This window comes from Bradyrhizobium monzae (assembly GCF_021458635.1).
In the GTDB taxonomy this organism is placed as follows: Bacteria; Pseudomonadota; Alphaproteobacteria; order Rhizobiales; family Xanthobacteraceae; genus Bradyrhizobium.
On the sequence record NZ_JAIRDQ010000009.1, the window covers coordinates 181,676 to 199,881 of the forward strand.

At 64.5% G+C, this 18,206-nt stretch carries 16 protein-coding genes; 7 read left to right on the plus strand and 9 right to left on the minus strand.

Annotation, left to right across the window (positions count from 1 at the left end):
- Positions 1-81: 81 nt before the first annotated feature.
- From K3F49_RS28745 to sdhC, 6 genes are all read right to left on the minus strand, one after another.
- Positions 82-2,040, minus strand: coding sequence for an ABC transporter ATP-binding protein/permease (locus tag K3F49_RS28745; RefSeq protein WP_234684264.1), 1,959 nt, complete (start codon positions 2,038-2,040; stop codon positions 82-84).
- Between the two features lie 54 nt (positions 2,041-2,094).
- Positions 2,095-4,233: an ATP-binding protein gene (locus K3F49_RS28750; protein ID WP_234684265.1), complete on the minus strand. Its 2,139-nt coding sequence runs from the start codon at positions 4,231-4,233 to the stop codon at positions 2,095-2,097.
- Between the two features lie 190 nt (positions 4,234-4,423).
- Positions 4,424-5,206, minus strand: coding sequence for a succinate dehydrogenase iron-sulfur subunit (locus K3F49_RS28755; RefSeq protein ID WP_234684266.1), 783 nt, complete (start codon positions 5,204-5,206; stop codon positions 4,424-4,426).
- Positions 5,207-5,230: 24 nt separating this feature from the next.
- Complete coding sequence (gene sdhA / locus K3F49_RS28760) at positions 5,231-7,066, minus strand: succinate dehydrogenase flavoprotein subunit (RefSeq protein WP_234684267.1); 1,836 nt, start codon at positions 7,064-7,066, stop codon at positions 5,231-5,233.
- Positions 7,067-7,069: 3 nt separating this feature from the next.
- On the minus strand, positions 7,070-7,474 hold the full coding sequence (gene sdhD / locus K3F49_RS28765; RefSeq protein WP_234684268.1) for a succinate dehydrogenase, hydrophobic membrane anchor protein: 405 nt from the start codon (positions 7,472-7,474) through the stop codon (positions 7,070-7,072).
- Positions 7,471-7,869, minus strand: a complete 399-nt coding sequence (gene sdhC, locus K3F49_RS28770; RefSeq protein WP_234684269.1) for a succinate dehydrogenase, cytochrome b556 subunit — start codon at positions 7,867-7,869, stop codon at positions 7,471-7,473. The genes sdhD and sdhC overlap by 4 nt, the downstream gene beginning before the upstream one ends.
- A 520-nt stretch (positions 7,870-8,389) precedes the next feature.
- Here sdhC and K3F49_RS28775 point away from each other — a divergent pair.
- Complete coding sequence (locus tag K3F49_RS28775; protein WP_234684270.1) at positions 8,390-9,250, plus strand: sulfite exporter TauE/SafE family protein; 861 nt, start codon at positions 8,390-8,392, stop codon at positions 9,248-9,250.
- Between the two features lie 135 nt (positions 9,251-9,385).
- On the opposite strand, the gene K3F49_RS28780 is transcribed toward K3F49_RS28775, so the two are convergent.
- Complete coding sequence (locus tag K3F49_RS28780; protein WP_234684271.1) at positions 9,386-9,883, minus strand: DUF3658 domain-containing protein; 498 nt, start codon at positions 9,881-9,883, stop codon at positions 9,386-9,388.
- 29 nt (positions 9,884-9,912) lie between these two features.
- The gene (locus tag K3F49_RS28785) at positions 9,913-11,442 is read right to left on the minus strand and encodes a malonate--CoA ligase (protein WP_234684272.1); all 1,530 of its coding nucleotides are present in this window, start codon (positions 11,440-11,442) and stop codon (positions 9,913-9,915) included.
- 95 nt (positions 11,443-11,537) lie between these two features.
- Between K3F49_RS28785 and K3F49_RS28790 the strand changes: the two genes are divergently transcribed.
- The 4 genes from K3F49_RS28790 (at position 11,538) to K3F49_RS28805 (ending at position 14,765) form a co-directional block, all read left to right on the plus strand.
- Positions 11,538-12,299: an SDR family oxidoreductase gene (locus K3F49_RS28790; RefSeq protein ID WP_234684273.1), complete on the plus strand. Its 762-nt coding sequence runs from the start codon at positions 11,538-11,540 to the stop codon at positions 12,297-12,299.
- Positions 12,300-12,602: 303 nt separating this feature from the next.
- Entirely contained in the window at positions 12,603-13,157 is a 555-nt protein-coding gene (locus K3F49_RS28795; protein ID WP_045004457.1) for a fasciclin domain-containing protein, read from the plus strand.
- 179 nt (positions 13,158-13,336) lie between these two features.
- Entirely contained in the window at positions 13,337-13,966 is a 630-nt protein-coding gene (locus tag K3F49_RS28800; protein ID WP_234684274.1) for a cytochrome b/b6 domain-containing protein, read from the plus strand.
- 16 nt (positions 13,967-13,982) lie between these two features.
- Positions 13,983-14,765 carry a molybdopterin-binding protein gene (locus K3F49_RS28805; RefSeq protein ID WP_234684275.1) on the plus strand — a complete coding sequence of 261 codons (783 nt, stop codon included), beginning with the start codon at positions 13,983-13,985 and terminating at the stop codon, positions 14,763-14,765.
- Here the strand turns inward: K3F49_RS28805 and K3F49_RS28810 are convergent.
- Positions 14,752-15,945: a YbfB/YjiJ family MFS transporter gene (locus K3F49_RS28810; RefSeq protein ID WP_234684276.1), complete on the minus strand. Its 1,194-nt coding sequence runs from the start codon at positions 15,943-15,945 to the stop codon at positions 14,752-14,754. The two genes, K3F49_RS28805 and K3F49_RS28810, sit on opposite strands and share 14 nt — an antisense overlap.
- A gap of 228 nt (positions 15,946-16,173) precedes the next feature.
- Between K3F49_RS28810 and leuB the strand changes: the two genes are divergently transcribed.
- Both leuB and K3F49_RS28820 read left to right on the plus strand, forming a co-directional pair.
- Entirely contained in the window at positions 16,174-17,286 is a 1,113-nt protein-coding gene (gene leuB, locus K3F49_RS28815) for a 3-isopropylmalate dehydrogenase (protein WP_234684277.1), read from the plus strand.
- 131 nt (positions 17,287-17,417) lie between these two features.
- Positions 17,418-18,056 carry a DapH/DapD/GlmU-related protein gene (locus K3F49_RS28820; RefSeq protein ID WP_234684278.1) on the plus strand — a complete coding sequence of 213 codons (639 nt, stop codon included), beginning with the start codon at positions 17,418-17,420 and terminating at the stop codon, positions 18,054-18,056.
- The last annotated feature ends 150 nt before the right edge of the window (positions 18,057-18,206 follow it).

Consider the following 18,206-nt stretch of genomic DNA (forward strand, 5'->3'; position numbering starts at 1 on the left):
GCAGGCGATCCTCGTTGCAGGCGGCGCATGCATAGCCGGTTTTGCCGGGGGCCACAATTTCGGTGTCGTCCCGGCGAAGCCTCACGCCGCCTTTTTCGCCGCCGGCTTGCGCTGGCGCAGGAAGTGGCCGAGCAGCTTGCGCCGGCCCTTGCGCGGGATCAGGTCGATGTCGCTGACGAGTTTTGCGCCGCCCTTGCGGCGCTCCAGCACGATCTTGCGGCTGTGGAAGGCCTCCAGCTCGACGCGATGCGCGACGCTGACGATGGTCGCCTTCGACAGCTCGTCGGTGACCATCTTCATCATCTTGTCCTGGCTCTTCTCGTCGAGCGCCGAGGTCGCTTCATCCAGCACGACGATGTCGGGGCTGTGCAGCAACAGCCGCGCGAAGGCGAGGCGCTGTTTCTCGCCGCCCGACAGCGTCTGGTCCCACGGCGCCTCTTCCTCGATCTTCTCTTTGAGATGGTCGAGGCCGACCTTGTGCAGGGCCTCGCCGATCTCCTCGACGGTCCAGTCGTCCTCGGCGCCGGGATAGGCCACCGCTCGGCGTAAGCTGCCTGAGGGCACGTAAGGTCGTTGCGGCAGCATGAACAGTCGCCGGTCGGGATGGAAATTGACGCTGCCGCCGCCCCATGGCCAGAGGCCCGCAATGGCGCGCACCAGCGTGCTCTTGCCGGTGCCGGATTCGCCGGCGACCAAAAGCCGTTCGCCGGGCTCGATCGCAACCTCGGTCTCGCCGACCACGGCGGTGCCGTCGTCGAGCGTGACGGAGAGGTCGTTCAGCTCCAGCATCGTCTCGTTGCCGGTCTCGCCGCGCTTGATGCGGCCGAAGCCGTCGCCCTGCTCGGCACGCTCGAGACCGTCGAGCGACATCATCAGCGAGGCGATGCGGCGGGCGCAGGCGTTCCAGTCGGCAAGCCGGGGATAATTGTCGACCAGCCAGCCGAACGCACTTTGCACGATGGTGAAGGCGGAGGCCGCCTGCATCACCTGTCCGAGCGTCATGCTGCCGTCGAGGAATTTTGGCGCGCAGAGCAGCAGCGGTACCACGGGCGCAACGAGGCTCGAACCTTGCGACACCAGCGTGGTGCGCATGTGCTGGCCGGCGAGCCGCGCCCACTGCCGCAGCACGCTGGTGAAATTGCGGTCGATGCCGCCGCGTTCTTCTTCCTCACCGCCGAGCAGCGCGATGCTCTCGCCGTTCTCGCGCACGCGGGTCAGCGTATAGCGGAAATCGGCTTCGGCCTGGTTCTTGTCCTCGGAGACCTGCACGAATTGGCGGCCGATCACCAGGATCGAGCCCGAGGCGAATCCCGCATAGAGCATCGCGGCGATCACGAGGAAGCCGGGGATTGTGATCGATGATCCGCCAAGCGTCACGGTGAGTGCGCCGCCGATGGTCCACAGCACGACGATGAAGGTCGCGGCCGACAGCAGCGCCGAAGTCACGCCGGCGAGGAAGTCGACCGGCGAGTCCGTCGCAACGCGAAGATCCTCGGCGATCCGGTACTCCGGATTCTTGTGGTCGCCGCCGACGAGGTTGAGCTGGTAGTAGCGGCCGTTGGCGAGCCAGCGCGTCAGCACGCTTGCGGTGAGCCAGGCGCGCCAGCGCCGTTGGATACCCATGCGCGCAAATACCTGCGCCACGCCCAGCACGATGCTGCCGATTGCGAGCGGGAAGAACACCGCGGTGAGATGGAAGACCGTGGTCGCATCGCGCTTCTCGATGGCGTCGAAGATCGCGCGATTCCAGACATTGATGCCGTATTGAAAGCCGACGGTCAGGACGATCAGCACGCCAAGGCCGATCGAGTAGAGCCACGCAAGACGATCGCCGTTGCGTCCCCAGAAGCCGCGCGCGCTGATCCAGAAGCGGGTGAGAAGATAATCCTTGCGCGCCTGCTCGGCCTCTTCGGGCGACAGCTCGGGATCGGGCTCGACAATTTCGGGCGGCGGCGGCGCGATCTCGTCGCCGTCCTCGCCCTTGATGTCGACAATGGACGGCTCCTTGCCGTGTTCGCGCTTTGCGGTTCGCTTTTCCATGGCCGGATAACGCGAGAGAAATCAGCCGGTTCCCTTGGGTTCCCCAAGACCCGCTCACTCGGCGGCGCCGTCGCGCACGCCTTTGACCCGCGCCGCGCGGTGCAGGACGCGCGACAGCTCCTCGATCGAGTAGGGCTTTTGCACGAGATCGAAGCCGGCGACGCCGCCTTGCGACAGTGCTTCGCTATAGCCCGTGGTCACCACGATCGGCACGCCGATGCAGCGATCGCGGATCGCCTGCGCGAGATCGAGCCCGGTCATCCCGGGCATGACCACGTCGGAGAATACGACATCGAAGCGATCGGGGTCGCCGACCAGCTCTGTGAGCGCGTCGGTGGCATTGTCAACCAGCGTGATGCTGTAGCCGAGCTCGGTCAGCCCGTCGGCGGCGAAATTGCCGAGCTCGATATTGTCCTCGACGACCAGCACCGACATGCCCCTGCCTGCGACGGCCGGTGCGGTGGTCGGCGCCTGGCTCCGGGGCAGGAGCGCCGCCGGCACGCGCGGCAGATAGAGCGAGAAGGTGCTGCCCTGGCCGACCTCGCTCATGACGGCCACCTCGCCGCCGGATTGCCGGGCAAAGCCGAACACCTGCGACAGGCCGAGGCCGGTGCCCTGGCCGACCAGCTTGGTGGTAAAGAACGGCTCGAAGATGCGGCCCAATTGCGCGACGGGAATGCCGATGCCGCTATCGCTGACGGCGATGCAGACAAATCCGTGACTTCCCGAGAGGTGCGCGACCGTATCCGGAGCGGCGGTCGCCGCTTGCACCGTGAAGACGATCCGGCCCTTGCCCTGCATGGCGTCGCGCGCGTTGGTCGCCATGTTGATGATGGCGGTCTCGAACTGGCCGACATCGGCATTGACGAGGCAGGGCTCGGCCGGCAGCTGCGTGACGATCTCGATTGCCGGTCCGAGCAGCGTGGCGAGCATGTCGCGCAGCGACTGCATGCGATCGCCGATGTCGAACACTTCGGGCTTCAAGGTCTGGCGCCGCGCGAAGGCCAGGAGTTGCGAGGTCAGCTTGGCCGCGCGCGCGACCGCCTCCGCGACCGCGGTGATGTAGTGCTGCCGCCGCTCCTCGCTCAGTTGCGGCCGGTTCAAGAGATCGACGGACGCACGGATCACGGTCAGGAGGTTGTTGAAGTCGTGCGCGACGCCGCCGGTGAGCTGGCCCAGCGCTTCCAGCCGCTGGCTGTGCTTGAGCGCCTCCTCGGCTTCGCGCCGCTTTGCGGCCTCGGTCTGGAGATGCTGGGTGCGCCGGAAGGCGAAGGCCAGCAGGATGAACAGCAGCGCAGTCGCGGGCACGCCGAACACCAGATGCTGGCTCATGGTGGCGAGCCAGCGCGCGCGGATCGCCGACGTTTCGAGGCCGGCGCTGACATAGATCGGATATTCGGCGACGCGCCGGTAGCCGATGCGCCGCTCGATCCCGTCCGATGGCCAGGCGATGGTCATCAGCCCATGATCGGGATGGGCTGCGATGGTTCGGCCGACCGGACTGTTCGGATCGAGCCGGAAATCGCGATCGAGCCGCGGGAAATGCGCCAGCAGGACGCCGTCAGCACGCCCCATCGCAAAGAAGCTGCCGGGATCGGTGCCGATCCTGGCGTAAAAGCTCTCGAAATATTCCGGCAGGACCGAAGCCTGGATCACGCCGATGAAGGTGCCGTCGTCGGTCGAGCGGCGGCGGCTGACGCCGAAGAAGCGTGCGCCCTGGTAGGGCGGCCGCGGCGTCAGCGAGGCGCCGATGAAGGTGCCGATGCTCTGGTCGACATGGGCATAGAAATAGTCGCGATCGGCAAAGCTCTGATCCGGCGGCGGCGAGGCGAGGCTGTTGACCAGAGGCTTTCCGTTCACATCGAAGATCCGGGCCGATTTGAGCTGCGGCAGCGCGTCGGTCAGCTGCCTCAGGCGCCGGTGCAGCACCGGTTCCCGCGACCGGATGATGTCGTCGGAAAGGTCGCGCACGACCTCGTTGAGTTCGGCGAGGCTGCGATCGATGGTCTCGAATACCTTGAGCGCGTGCTCATGGGCGACGTCAAGCGTGCGCTCGATCTCGCGGTCGGCGATGTCGAGCGTCGAATTGTAGGAGATCGTGGAAGCGATGGCGAACAGCGCAATCGGCAGCGCCAGGGATGCGGCCATCATCCACTGCAAGAGTCTCAGCGAGTTGCGTTGTGCGCCCTGCACGGTCGCTCCGGTCCCCCGACCGGAAGCTTACTTGAATCCGACGCTGAGAAGGAAGCGACTTATGGCTGGAACCGGAGGTTGTGGTGCGTCGATTCGCCCGCAGCGCGGGTTAGGGTAAATTTTACCCAAAATAGCCCCGATCGTAGAATGCCCCGGCCGTCTTGGCCGGGGGCGACAGCGCGAGCAGCACCTAGATCTGGCGCTCGACCATCTTGAGCTTGAGCTCGGCGATGGCCTCGGCCGGGTTCAGGCCCTTCGGGCAGGCCTTGGCGCAGTTCATGATGGTGTGGCAGCGATAGAGCCGGAACGGATCCTCGAGATTGTCGAGCCGCTCGCCGGTGGCCTCGTCGCGCGAATCGGACACCCAGCGGTTGGCCTGGAGCAGGGCGGCGGGGCCGAGATAGCGGTCGCTGTTCCACCAATAGCTCGGGCACGAGGTCGAGCAGCAGGCGCACAGGATGCACTCGTAGAGGCCGTCGAGCTTCTCGCGGTCCTCGTGGCTCTGGCGCCATTCCTTCTGCGGCGTCGGCGAGGTCGTCTTCAGCCACGGCTCGACCGAGGCGTACTGGGCGTAGAAATTGGTGAGGTCGGGAACGAGATCCTTCACCACCGGCTGATGCGGCAGCGGGTTGATCTTCACCGCGCCGTCCTTCACGTCGTGCATCGAGCGGGTGCAGGCCAGCGTGTTCTGGCCGTCGATGTTCATGGCGCAGGAACCGCAGACGCCTTCGCGGCAGGAGCGGCGGAAGGTCAGCGACGGATCGATGTGGTTCTTGATCCAGATCAGGCCGTCCAGCACCATCGGCCCGCAATCATTGGTGTCGACGTAATAGGTGTCGACGCTCGGATTCTTGCCGTCGTCCGGATTCCAGCGATAGACGCGGAATTCGCGAAATTCGGTCGCGCCCGCGGGCTTCGGCCAGGTCTTGCCGCCGGTGATCTTGGAGTTCTTCGGAAGTGCGAATTCAACCATTTCGATAAGGCTTTCGCTGTTCGATCAGTACACGCGCGCTTTGGGCGGGATGTACTGCACGTCGTTGGTCATGGTGTAGTCGTGAACCGGACGGTACTCGATCTTGACCTTGCCCTTGTCGTCGAGCCAGGCCAGCGTGTGCTTCATCCAGTTCTTGTCGTCGCGCGCGGAGAAGTCCTCGCGCGCATGCGCGCCGCGGCTCTCGGTGCGGTTGGCAGCCGAGTCCATCGTCACCACCGCCTGCGAGATCAGATTGTCGAACTCGAGCGTCTCGACCAGGTCCGAATTCCACACCAGCGAGCGGTCGGACACGGCAATGTCGGTGATGCCGCTGTGGACCTTCTCGATCAGGTTCTGGCCTTCGCTCAGGATGTCGCCGGTACGGAACACGGCACAGTTGTTCTGCATCACGTGCTGCATGCCTTCGCGCAGCTTGGCGGTGGGCGTGCCGCCGGAAGCGTAGCGATAATGGTCGAGGCGGCCGAGCGCGAGATCGGACGAGTTCGCCGGCAGTTCGGGCTGCTTGGCGTTCGGCGTCAGCTTTTCGGCAAGACGCAGCGCCGCCGCGCGGCCGAACACCACGAGGTCGATCAGCGAGTTCGAGCCGAGGCGGTTGGCGCCGTGCACGGAGACGCACGCGGCTTCGCCGATCGCCATCAGGCCCGGAATGATGGCGTTGTCGTCGCCGTCCTTCTTGGTCAGCACTTCGCCATGATAGTTGGTCGGGATGCCGCCCATATTGTAGTGCACGGTCGGCACGATCGGGATCGGCTCGCGCGTCACGTCGACATTGGCGAAGATCTTGGCGGATTCGGAGATGCCCGGCAGGCGCTCGGCGAGCACCGCGGGATCGAGATGGTCGAGATGAAGGAAGATGTGGTCCTTCTTCTTGCCGACGCCGCGGCCTTCGCGGATCTCGATGGTCATCGCGCGCGAGACGACGTCGCGTGACGCCAGGTCCTTCGCCGACGGCGCGTAGCGCTCCATGAAGCGCTCGCCCTCGGAGTTGACGAGATAGCCGCCTTCGCCGCGCGCGCCTTCGGTGACGAGGCAGCCCGAACCGTAGATGCCGGTCGGGTGGAACTGCACGAACTCCATATCCTGCATCGGCAGGCCGGCGCGCAGCACCATGCCGCCGCCGTCGCCGGTGCAGGTGTGCGCCGAGGTGCAGGAGGCGTAGGCGCGGCCGTAGCCGCCGGTCGCGAGAATCACGGTCTGGGCACGGAAGCGATGCAGCGTGCCGTCGTCGAGCTTGAGCGCGATGACGCCGCGGCAGGTGCCCTGGTCGTCCATGATCAGGTCGATGGCGAAGAACTCGATGAAGAACTCGGCCGCGTGGCGCAGCGACTGGCCGTACATCGTGTGCAGCATGGCGTGGCCGGTGCGGTCGGCGGCGGCGCAGGTGCGCTGTGCCTGGCCCTTGCCGTAGTCCATGGTCATGCCGCCGAACGGGCGCTGGTAGATCTTGCCGTCTTCGGTGCGCGAGAACGGCACGCCCCAATGCTCGAGCTCGTAGACCGCGTCGGGCGCGTTGCGCACCATGTATTCGATCGCGTCCTGGTCGCCGAGCCAGTCCGACCCCTTCACGGTGTCGTACATGTGCCAGCGCCAGTCGTCCTTGTGCATGTTGCCGAGCGAGGCCGAGATGCCGCCCTGTGCCGCAACCGTATGCGAGCGGGTCGGAAACACCTTGGTGATGCAGGCCGTCTTCAGGCCGGCCTCGCTGCAGCCGACCACGGCGCGCAGGCCTGCGCCGCCGGCGCCGACCACGACGACGTCATAGGTGTGGTCCTCGATCGGATAGGCTTTGCCGTTGGTCGCGGGAGCGCCGTCGCCCTTGCCATTCGTCGCATTGGCCATGGGTTACACTCCGGATGACAGTTGGAGAATCGCGTAGATCGAGGCGAGCGCGACCGCGATCGAGAAGAAATTGTTGAACATGATCGTTGCGAGCTTCAGCTTCTCGTTGTGGACATAGTCCTCGATCACGACCTGCATGCCGATCTTCATGTGCCAGGCGCTGGCGACGATGAAGAGCATCATGATGATGGCTATCGGCAGCGAGCCGAGGATCTGCTTGGCATAGGCCTGGTTGCGGCCGAGCAGCATCATGATGACGACGATCACGGGGATCATCAGCAGCACCATCGCCACGGCAGTCAGGCGCTGGCGCCAGAAATCGGACGTGCCGGAATGCGCCGCGCCGAGGTTGCGGACGCGGCCGAGCGGGGTGCGCATGCTGCGCTTCGGCGTATCGGCCGTGCTCATCGTCCACCTCCGGTCGCGTAGGCAATGATCCAGATCAGCACCGTCAGCGCGATGCCGCCGATCAGTGCGCCCCAGGTCAGCGCTTCGCGCTCATTGGCCTTGAAGCCATAGCCGAGGTCCCACACGAAGTGCCGGATGCCGCTCAGCATGTGGTGCATCAGCGCCCAGGTGTAGCCGAACATGATCAGCCGGCCGATGATGCTGCCGGTGAAGGCCTGAACGTGGGCATAGGCGGCCGGGCCGGAGGCCGCAGCGATCAGCCACCAGGCCAGCAGCAGGGTTCCGACGTAAAGGGCGATACCGGTGGCGCGATGGACGATGGACAGCGCCATCGTCAGCGTCCAGCGGTAGATTTGCATGTGTGGGGAAAGCGGTCGTTCGATCCGTGCGGTCATGGGCTTTTGATGTTTATGGCGGCCCAGCAGGGGGGCGCGCGGGGATCGCGAAAGGTCGGCTCTATTTACGGAGTCGATTTGGCCTGCGCAATCACCAAATCGACATAAATCGAACCGCGGTTCAGCTCTACGGCGTTGATGCAACAAGCCAATCAGGGGCTTGGTATACCAGAGCGATGGCGCGCCGACCAAGGAAAGAGTCTTAATTCATCTTTTGCGGCGACGGGCGAGGCGCATTGAAATTACTATTGGAACGGCTCCAGGCCACCGATCGGCCGCCACGGTTCGAACCAGTCAGTTCATGACGTTCCAGGCAGCGCCACTGGGCGACACGCCCTTTCCAATTTCCGCATTGCGCATCGATTTTCCGTCAGGCGGCGGATATGCGCACCTTGCATTCCACCCCAGCCGGGAGGCGCGTCGTGTCGACCACGCAAATCGGATCGCCTACAGCTTGCTGCGCAGCTCATTCCGAACGGACGAATCGGAAACGTTGTGACCAGTTGTCGGGGCAGGTCGGGTGATCGCAGGTCTAGATGTTCGTGAACTCGTCGAGCTCGCGCTGCTGCTGATCGCAGTCGGTGCGCTCTCGGGGTTTTTGGCCGGCGTGTTCGGCATCGGCGGCGGCGCGATTCTCGTGCCGGTGTTTTACGAATGCTTCCGCATCGCCGGCGTGCCGCTCGAAGTGCGCATGCCGCTCTGCGTCGGCACATCGCTCGCGGTGATCATCCCGACATCGATCCGTTCGTTCCAGGCGCATTACAAGCGCGGCGCCGTCGACCTGACGATCCTGCGCGTGTGGTGGCTGCCAATTCTGATCGGCGTCGTCCTCGGTAGCGTCGTCGCGCGCTATGCGCCGGAGCGGCTGTTCAAGATCGTGTTCGTCTGCGTCGCCTATTCGGCCGCCGTGCGCCTGATCTTCGCGCGCGAGACCTGGAAGCTCGGCGACGATCTGCCGAAGGGGCCATTGATGCGCGTCTACGGCTTCTGCGTCGGTATTCTCTCGACGCTGATGGGCATTGGCGGCGGATTGTTCTCGAACCTGCTGATGACGTTCTACGGCCGGCCGATCCATCAGGCCGTCGCAACCTCCTCGGCGCTCGCGGTGCTGATCTCGATCCCCGGCGCGCTCGGCTACATCTATGCCGGCTGGCCGGCGGCGGCGACCTACCCGAGCGTCTCTGCGCTGCAGATACCGTTCGCGCTCGGTTACGTCTCGCTGATCGGCGCCGTGCTGGTGATGCCGATGAGTCTCGTGACCGCGCCGCTGGGCGTGAGGGCTGCGCACGCGATGTCGAAGCGGACGCTGGAGGTCGCGTTCGGGTGCTATCTGTTTATCGTCGGCAGCCGGTTTGTGATGAGCCTGGTGGGCGGGCAGTAAGGGCGCACCCACCGTCATTGCGAGCGCAGCGAAGCAATCCAGGAATCTTTCCGAGGAAACAGTCTGGATTGCTTCGTCGCAAGAGCTCCTCGCAATGACGGCGGAGAGAGCGGAGCCCAGAAATCGCAAGGCGGATTAGTCCTTCAGTCGCACTTCGCTGTGAAGCCACGATTGGATATTGCCAATGCCTTCGATGCGATCGGAATCGGAAAGCACCTTCAATCGCGCGGCAATCACTTCGCCCTCGACCGCCAATCCAAGCTCCTTGCAGCGATCCATCACGCGCGTGACGATTGCCGCGGTCTTCCGCCACGTCGGCTTCATGATCGAGAAAATGATCTCGTCGAGCCGTTGCTCGGTTACCCCTGGCGGGAGCTGCACCTCATCCCATGTGACTTCGCAGATATATGTGTATGGCTCGCGGTCGGGTTTCGGAGGCTCAAGATCCGGGTGCTGCGCGTAAATCGGCTGGAGTAACTCGTCCTCCAGTGCGCCAACGATGCCGTAGAAGCTGTCCTCCAGCTTTATCCGCTCGGCCTTGCCAAGGTCCGCGATAGCGATACGCGCGCGATCCAACGCCGCGTAGGCTTCCTGAAGTTGATGATTGATCCAGACCGCTTGCTCGCGTTTCATGCTTCCCCCAGCCGCGGAGCATTCGCCCCTCACTTCTTCGCGTAAATATCCTTGTACGTATCCCGCAAGATATTCTTCTGCACCTTGCCCATGGTGTTGCGTGGCAATTCGTCGACGACGAAGACGCGCTTGGGCATCTTGAATTTTGCGAGGCGTCCGTCGAGCGCCTTCAGCACGGCGGCCTCGGTGACGTCGGCGCCTTTGTTGCAGACCAGCACGGCCGTGACGCCCTCGCCGAAATCGGCATGGGGCACCCCGATCACGGCGGATTCGATCACGCCCGGCATGGTGTCGATCTCGCTCTCGATTTCCTTGGGGTAGACGTTGAAGCCGCCGGAGATCACGAGATCCTTGCCGCGGCCGAGGATATGGACGTAGCCCTTGTCGTCGATCTTGCCGAGGTCGCCGGTGATGAAGAAGCCGTCGGGCCGGAATTCGGACCTGGTCTTCTCGGGCATGCGCCAATAGCCCTTGAAGACGTTCGGGCCCTTGACCTCGATCATGCCGATCTCGTCGCGCGGCAGCTCCTTGCCGGTTTCGGGCTCGGTCACGCGCACGGAGACGCCGGGCAGGGGGAAGCCGACCGCGCCGGGCACGCGCTCGCCGTCATAGGGATTCGACGTGTTCATGTTGGTCTCGGTCATGCCGTAGCGTTCGAGCACGGCATGGCCGGTGCGCGCCGACCATTCGCGATGGGTCTCTGCCAGCAGCGGCGCGGAGCCCGAGATGAACAGCCGCATATGCTTGGTCGTCTCGCGCGACAGCGCGGGATTCTGCAGCAGACGCATATAGAAGGTCGGCACGCCCATCAGCACGGTGGCGCGCGCCATCAGCTTGATGATGAGGTCCGGATCGAGCTTCGGCAGGAAGATCATCGAGGCGCGGGCGAACAGCGTCACGTTGGTCGCCACGAACAGGCCGTGCGTGTGGTAGATCGGCAGCGCGTGGATCAGAACGTCCTTGTCGGTGAAGCGCCAGTAGTCGACGAGCGAGAGCGAGTTCGACGCGAGATTGTCGTGGCTGAGCATCGCGCCCTTGGAGCGGCCGGTCGTGCCCGACGTGTAGAGGATCGCGGCGAGATCGTCGTTTTCGCGCGGCACCGTGCTGAATTCGCTGCTGGCCTTCTCCGCGGCCTCGGTCAGCGAGCCCTTGCCGTCAGCCCCGAGCGTTTCGACCTTGGCCTTCACCTTGGCGGCGATCGGGGCGAGCCCTTCCGCCTTGGAGGGATCGCAGACCACCAGCGATGGCTCGGCATCGCCGATGAAGTAGTCGAGCTCGTTCAGCGTATAGGCGGTGTTGAGCGGCAGATAGACCGCGCCGGCCCGCACCGTGCCGAGATACAGCACGATATTGGCCACGGATTTCTCGACCTGAACCGCGACGCGGTCGCCGGGCTTGACGCCGCGCGCGACCAGCACATTCGCCATCTGCCCGGCCCGCGCGATCAGGTCCCCATAGCTGATATGGGCGCCGTCCTGCGTCTCGATTGCGAGGCGTTTGGGATCGTCGAGGCCGTCGAACAGGCGGGAAAACAGATTGGCGTTGGCTGCGTGGTTCATGCAAGATTTCCTCGACCGCAAGACTGACAAGGCCGGTCAAAACCGAGGGCTGGATTAGCAAAAACCGCCCCAATGAAGCAACGGAGACAGTTGGCATGGCAAAAAACGGGAAACGCGTGGCCTGGATCACCGGCGGTGGCAGCGGGATCGGGGAGGCCGGCGCCGAGGCGCTCGCGGCCGACGGCTGGACGGTGATCGTCTCCGGGCGCCGCAAGGACGCCCTGGAGACCGTGGTCGCGAAGATCGCCAAGGCGGGCGGGACCGCCGAGGCGCTCGCGCTGGACGTGGCTGACGCGGCCGCGGCCCAGAGGGCGGCCGATCACATCGTCGCGAAGCACGGCCGGATCGACCTGCTCGTGAACAATGCCGGTATCAACGTCCCCAAGCGCAACTGGAAGGACATGGAGCTGGAGGGCTGGGACAGACTGGTTCAGGTCAATCTCAACGGCGTGCTCTATTGCATGTGCGCGGTGCTGCCGACGATGCGCAAGCAGCAGGACGGCTCGATCATCAACGTCTCGTCCTGGGCCGGCCGCCACGTCTCGAAGATGCCGGGGCCGGCCTACACCACCACCAAGCATGCGGTGCTGGCACTGACCCATTCCTTCAACATGGACGAATGCGTTAACGGCCTGCGCGCCTGCTGTCTGATGCCGGGCGAGGTCGCGACGCCGATCCTGAAGCTGCGTCCGGTGGTGCCGAGCGAGGAGGAGCAGGCGAAGATGCTGCAGTCGGAAGATCTCGGCCGCACCATCGCGTTCATCGCCTCGATGCCGCCGCGTGTCTGCATCAACGAGCTCCTTATCAGCCCGACGCACAATCGCGGGTTCATTCAGACGCCGCACAACAGGGACTGAGGCGGCAAGAGCCACGAACTCGTCATTGCGAGCGAAGCGAAGCAATCCAGGAATGTGTCCGCGGAGGCAGTCTGGATTGCTTCGTCGCAAGTGCTCCTCGCAATGACAGCGGAACCACCACACGGCCACGCCGCCGCATAGTTTCACGCATCACGATAAATTATTGTTCGAAACCGCTTCGCAGACCGTCCCGTAGTTCGGACCAACGACGCGTGACTGCCTCACCTCAAACTGTCGCAGGCGCCGTTGTTGCCCCAACGCAAAATCCGGCAATCGCCGGTCACAATCATCGGGAGTTTCTCCATGTCGAAGCGCATTGCTTATCTCACCGCCGCAGCCTTCAGCGCCCTGGCCATCACCGCGACCGTCGTCGCGCCCGCCCGCGCCGAGGAAAAGACCGTCATGGTCGGCGGTGCCGCGATGTTCCCGTCGAAGAACATCGTCCAGAACGCCGTCAATTCGAAGGACCACACCACGCTGGTGGCGGCGGTGAAGGCGGCCGGCCTGGTGCCGACGCTGGAAGGCAAGGGCCCGTTCACGGTGTTCGCGCCGACCAATGCCGCCTTCGGCAAGCTGCCGGCCGGCACCGTCGATACCCTGGTCAAGCCCGAGAACAAGGCGACCCTGACCAAGATCCTCACCTACCATGTCGTGGCCGGCAAGCTCGAGGCCTCCGACCTCACCGACGGCAAGAAGCTCAAGACCGTCGAGGGCGAGGAACTGACCGTCAAGAAGCAGGACGGCAAGGTCTGGATCGTCGATGCCAAGGGCGGCACCTCGATGGTGACGATCTCCAACGTCAACCAGTCCAACGGCGTGATCCATGTGGTCGACACCGTGCTGATGCCCGCGACCTAACACCACGTGGCCCTGTTTAGTCCCCCTGAGCCGGGATGAGCGGCAAGACAAGGCGAGTCGGGGGTACCCCCGGCTCGCTTTATTGTGAGAAGCTGCACGCCAGATTCGCGCATATGCCGGCGTAACGAACGCAGGGCGACTGGCGTATCATCGTCAACGCGATCTCACAGGACGGAACCATGTCGAGCCTAGCCACAGTCGATGAGCACGTGAGTGCCACCCCGGCCAAAACGATCCAGCCGGTCTGGGTCCGCGTCATGCACTGGACCAACGCCGTCGCCATGGTCCTGATGATCCTGTCCGGCTGGCAGATCTACAACGCCTCGCCGCTGTTCGGCTTCAGCTTTCCGCGCGAATACACGCTCGGCGGCTGGCTCGGCGGCGGCCTGCTCTGGCATTTTGCGGCGATGTGGCTGTTGATGATCAACGGTCTCGCCTATCTCGTCACCGGTTTCGCATCCGGCCGTTTCCGGAAAAAACTGCTGCCCATCACGCCTTCCGGCGTGCTCCACGATGTCAGGGCAGCGCTCACCTTCAAGCTCAGCCATGACGATCTCAGCGTCTACAATTACGTGCAGCGCGCGCTCTATGCGGGCATCATACTGGTCGGCGTGCTGATCGTGCTGTCCGGTCTGTCGATGTGGAAGCCGGTGCAGCTTTATTATCTGGTCAAACTGTTCGGCGATTACCCGACCGCGCGCTACGTGCACTTCTTCTGCATGGCCGCGATCTGCGCCTTCCTCGTCATTCACGTGCTGCTTGCGCTGCTGGTGCCGAAGAGCCTGCGCGCGATGATCATCGGTCGCTGAGAGAGGGAGAGCAGATATGGCCAAGCGTTCATTCCTGATCCCCGGCGTCGACAAGCGGCTCTTGATCAAGGACTCCATCAAGACCATGCCCGACGTCACCCGCCGCCGCTTCATCGCGGGCGGCGCCAGCCTCGGCGCGCTGACGCTGCTCACAGGTTGTGATGTCGTCGATTCGTCCTCGGCCGATGCGCTGCTGGCGAAGATCTCGAAGTTCAACGACGCCGTGCAGGATTTCATCTTCAATCCCGACGCGCTGGCGCCGACATTCTCCGAGAGCGAAATCACAAAACCGTTCCCGTTCAACGCCTATTACGATCTCGACGACGCGCCGGAGGTCGATGGCGACGCCTGGAAGCTCGAGGTGCGCGGCCTCGTCGACAACAAGAAGTCGTGGACGCTGCCCGAGCTCACCAAGCTGCCGCAGGTCACGCAGATCACCCGCCACATCTGCGTCGAGGGCTGGAGCGCGATCGGCAGCTGGACCGGCACGCCCTTGCGCGATTTCCTGAAACTGATCGGCGCCGATACGCGCGCCAAATATGTCTGGTTCCAGTGCGCCGACAAGGACGGCTACAACTCGCCGTTGGACATGCGCACCGCCCTGCATCCGCAGACGCAGATGACATTCAAATACGCGGGCGAGACCTTGCCCCGCGCCTACGGTTTTCCGATGAAGATCCGCGTGCCGACGAAGCTCGGCTTCAAGAACCCGAAATACGTGGTCTCGATGGAAGTCACCAACGAGTACAAGGGCGGCTATTGGGAAGACCAGGGGTATAATTCGTTTAGTGGGAGCTAGGCGTCGGCTTCCGCTGACACAACGCCGCCAAAGCCCCCAGCGCCAACAACGCCGCCGAGACATTCAGCGCGTAACTCAGGCTCCCCAGTGCATCCGTGATCGCGCCGACTACGATCGGGCCGAGCGTCTGGCCGACGCCGAACGAGATCGTCATCGCCGCGATCGCGGTCGGCCAGGCCTCATGCGGATAATTGAAGCGCACGAAGGCGGTGGTCGAGCCGACCACGGCGAAGAAGGCGACGCCGAACACCACCGCCGAGGTCGCAAGCCACGCGGTCGAATGTCCGAGCATCGGCAGGCCGGCGCCGATCGCGTTGGTGCCGAGGATGATCGCGGTGGCGAGACCGCCGCGGTCGAGCGCGAGCACGCGGCGCCAGATCCAGGGCGTCACGAACGCGCTCATGCCGATCAAGCCCCAGAATCCCGCCTGCGCCGCGGCCCCGCCGCCGCCGTCGCGCACATAGGCGATCATGAAGGTCATGTAGGCGATGTAGCCCGCGCCGAACAGGAAGTAGGCGGCGAGATAGATCAATGCGGGAAGAATCCTGAAAGCGGCGTGGCTGCCTTCCGAAAAACGCGCGCCGCTCTCGATGCGGACCAGGAACAGCGGCACCGTCATCGCGGCCGAGAGCAGCGTCATCGCCCACCACACGATCCACCACGAGCCCGGACCGAAATGCTGCAGCGTGAACGGCGCGATCAGTCCCGAGGAAAGAATGCCGATGCCGGGGCCGGCATAAAACAGGCTCAGCAGGAAGTTGGCCCGCTCCGGGCGCGACTGCGCGACGGTCGCGGCCAGCGCGCCGCCGGCGACGAAGCCGGCCGCGGCGCCGATCCCGAGCACCAGACGCGCCAGGCTCAGCGCGAAAAAATTCCCTGTCAGCGCGCAGACCGCCAGCGCGGCGACGCAGGCCACGGTTCCGCCGCGGATCGCCGCCGACCAGCCGACGCGCTGGATCAACCGGGACGCCACCAGCGCGCCCGCGAGGTAGCCGACGGCGTTGATGGTGTTCATGAAACCGGCCGCCGAGTAGGACCAGCCGAGGTCCTCCCGCATGTCAGGCAGCACCAGCGCATAGGCAAAGCGGCCGATGCCGAGCCCGACGGTTGCGGCCAGCGACAGGGTCAGGATCAGCCGCGCGGGATGTGCGACGGGCGGGGGGCGGTCAGGTGCGAGCAAAGGCTACTCCGGCCTGCGCAGTGTGGCAGGCCCTGCCCGCCTTGCACAGCCGCGCGGCGGCAATGGTGTCTTGCCAAGCGCGCAACGCCGCTCTAGCACTCCGGCCGAAATTCACGAGATGCCGTCATGCCCGGCCTTGTGCCGGGCATCCACGTCTTCTGTGTTGTTGAGCCAAGACGTGGATGGCCGGGTCAAGCCCGGCCATGACGAAACGGAGGAAAAACGACCATGGCGACCCACAAATTGCTGCTGCTCCCCGGCGACGGTATCGGCCCCGAGGTGATGGGCGAGGTGAAGCGGCTGATCGATTGGCTCAATTCGGCCGGGATCGCCAAATTCGAGACCGATACCGGCCTCGTCGGCGGTTCGGCCTATGACGCCCACAAGGTGTCGATCTCCGAGGGCGACATGGCCAAGGCGCTCGCCGCCGACGCCATCATCTTCGGCGCGGTCGGCGGTCCGAAGTGGGATGCGGTGCCGTACGAGGTGCGCCCCGAAGCCGGCCTCTTGCGCCTGCGCAAGGATCTCGCTTTGTTCGCCAATCTCCGCCCGGCGGTCTGCTATCCGGCGCTGGCCGATGCCTCGAGCCTGAAGCGCGAGGCGGTCGAGGGTCTCGACATCGTCATCGTGCGCGAGCTCACCGGCGGCGTCTATTTCGGCGAACCCAAGACCATCACCGATCTCGGCAACGGCCAGAAGCGCGCCGTCGATACCCAGGTCTACGACACCTATGAGATCGAGCGCATCGGCCGCGTCGCCTTCGAGCTGGCGCGGAAGCGCAAGAACAAGGTGACGTCGATGGAGAAGCGCAACGTCATGAAGTCGGGCGTGCTCTGGAACGAGGTCATGACCCAGGTCCACAAGCGCGAATATCCCGATGTCACGCTGGAGCACCAGCTCGCCGATTCCGGCGGCATGATGCTGGTGAAGGCGCCGAAGCAGTTCGACGTCATCGTCACCGACAATCTGTTCGGCGACATGCTGTCCGACATCGCCGCGATGCTCACCGGTTCGCTCGGCATGCTGCCGTCGGCTTCGCTCGGCGAGGTCGACGTCAAGAGCAAGAAGCGCAAGGCCCTGTACGAGCCCGTGCACGGTTCGGCGCCTGATATCGCGGGCCAGGGCCTTGCCAATCCGATCGCGATGATCTCGTCCTTCGGCATGGCGCTGCGCTATTCCTTCGACATGGGCGCGCTCGCCGACAAGGTCGACGCCGCGATCGCCGCCGTGCTCGCCAGCGGCCTGCGCACCGCCGACATCAAGTCGGAAGGCACCAAGGCCGCCTCGACCACGCAGATGGGCGAAGCGATCCTGAAGGAACTGCAGAAGCTGCACGCGTAGCCACAAGCACAGCACTCGTCGGGTGGGCAAAGCGTAGCGTGCCCACGCACTTTTCGTGATCGAAAGAGACGGTGGGCACGGCGCTTCGCGCCTTTGCCCACCCTACGGCACCTGCTCTCGGAGCCTGGCTCATGGACGCCTCACCCCGCCCCAAGATCGCGGAAACCATCATCCATGAACCGGTGCGCCAGCGCGAGGCACAGATCGGGCGCCGCTGCGAGATCCTCAGCCATACGCGCATCGAATATGCCTCGCTCGGCGACTACTCCTATCTCGGCGAGAATTGCGATGTTGCCGATGCCATCATCGGCAAATTCACCGCCATCGCCAATTCGGTGCGAATCGGCGCGCCGAACCATCCGATGGGCCGCCCGTCCCAGCATCGCTTCACCTATGTCCCCGAATATTACGACGCGACGGCGAGCCGCGACCGCGACTTCTTCGCGGACCGCCGCGGCGACCGCGTCATCGTCGGCAATGACGTCTGGATCGGTCACGCCGCGATTCTGCTGCCCGGAGTGACCGTCGGCGACGGTGCGGTGATCGCCGCGGGCGCAGTCGTCAGCCGCGATGTCGCGCCTTACACCATCGTCGGCGGCGTTCCCGCGCGCCCCATCCGCAAGCGGTTTGATGATGGCGTTGCGGACAGCCTGCGCCGCATCGCCTGGTGGGACTGGCCGGATGAGCTCATCTTCGAACGCCTCGCCGATTTCCGCTCGGACGCGATCGAGGAATTTTGCCGGCGCTATGATCCGGCAGCTAATTCGTAAAGTGACTCTCGCAAAACGACAGGAATCGTAGGGTGGGCAATGCGTAAGCGTGCCCGCGCACTTTCCACGATCGAGAGAGATCGTGGGCACGGCGCGTTGCGCCTTTGCCCACCCTACGGCACCTCCTGAAACAAAAATGGCCGGGTGCGA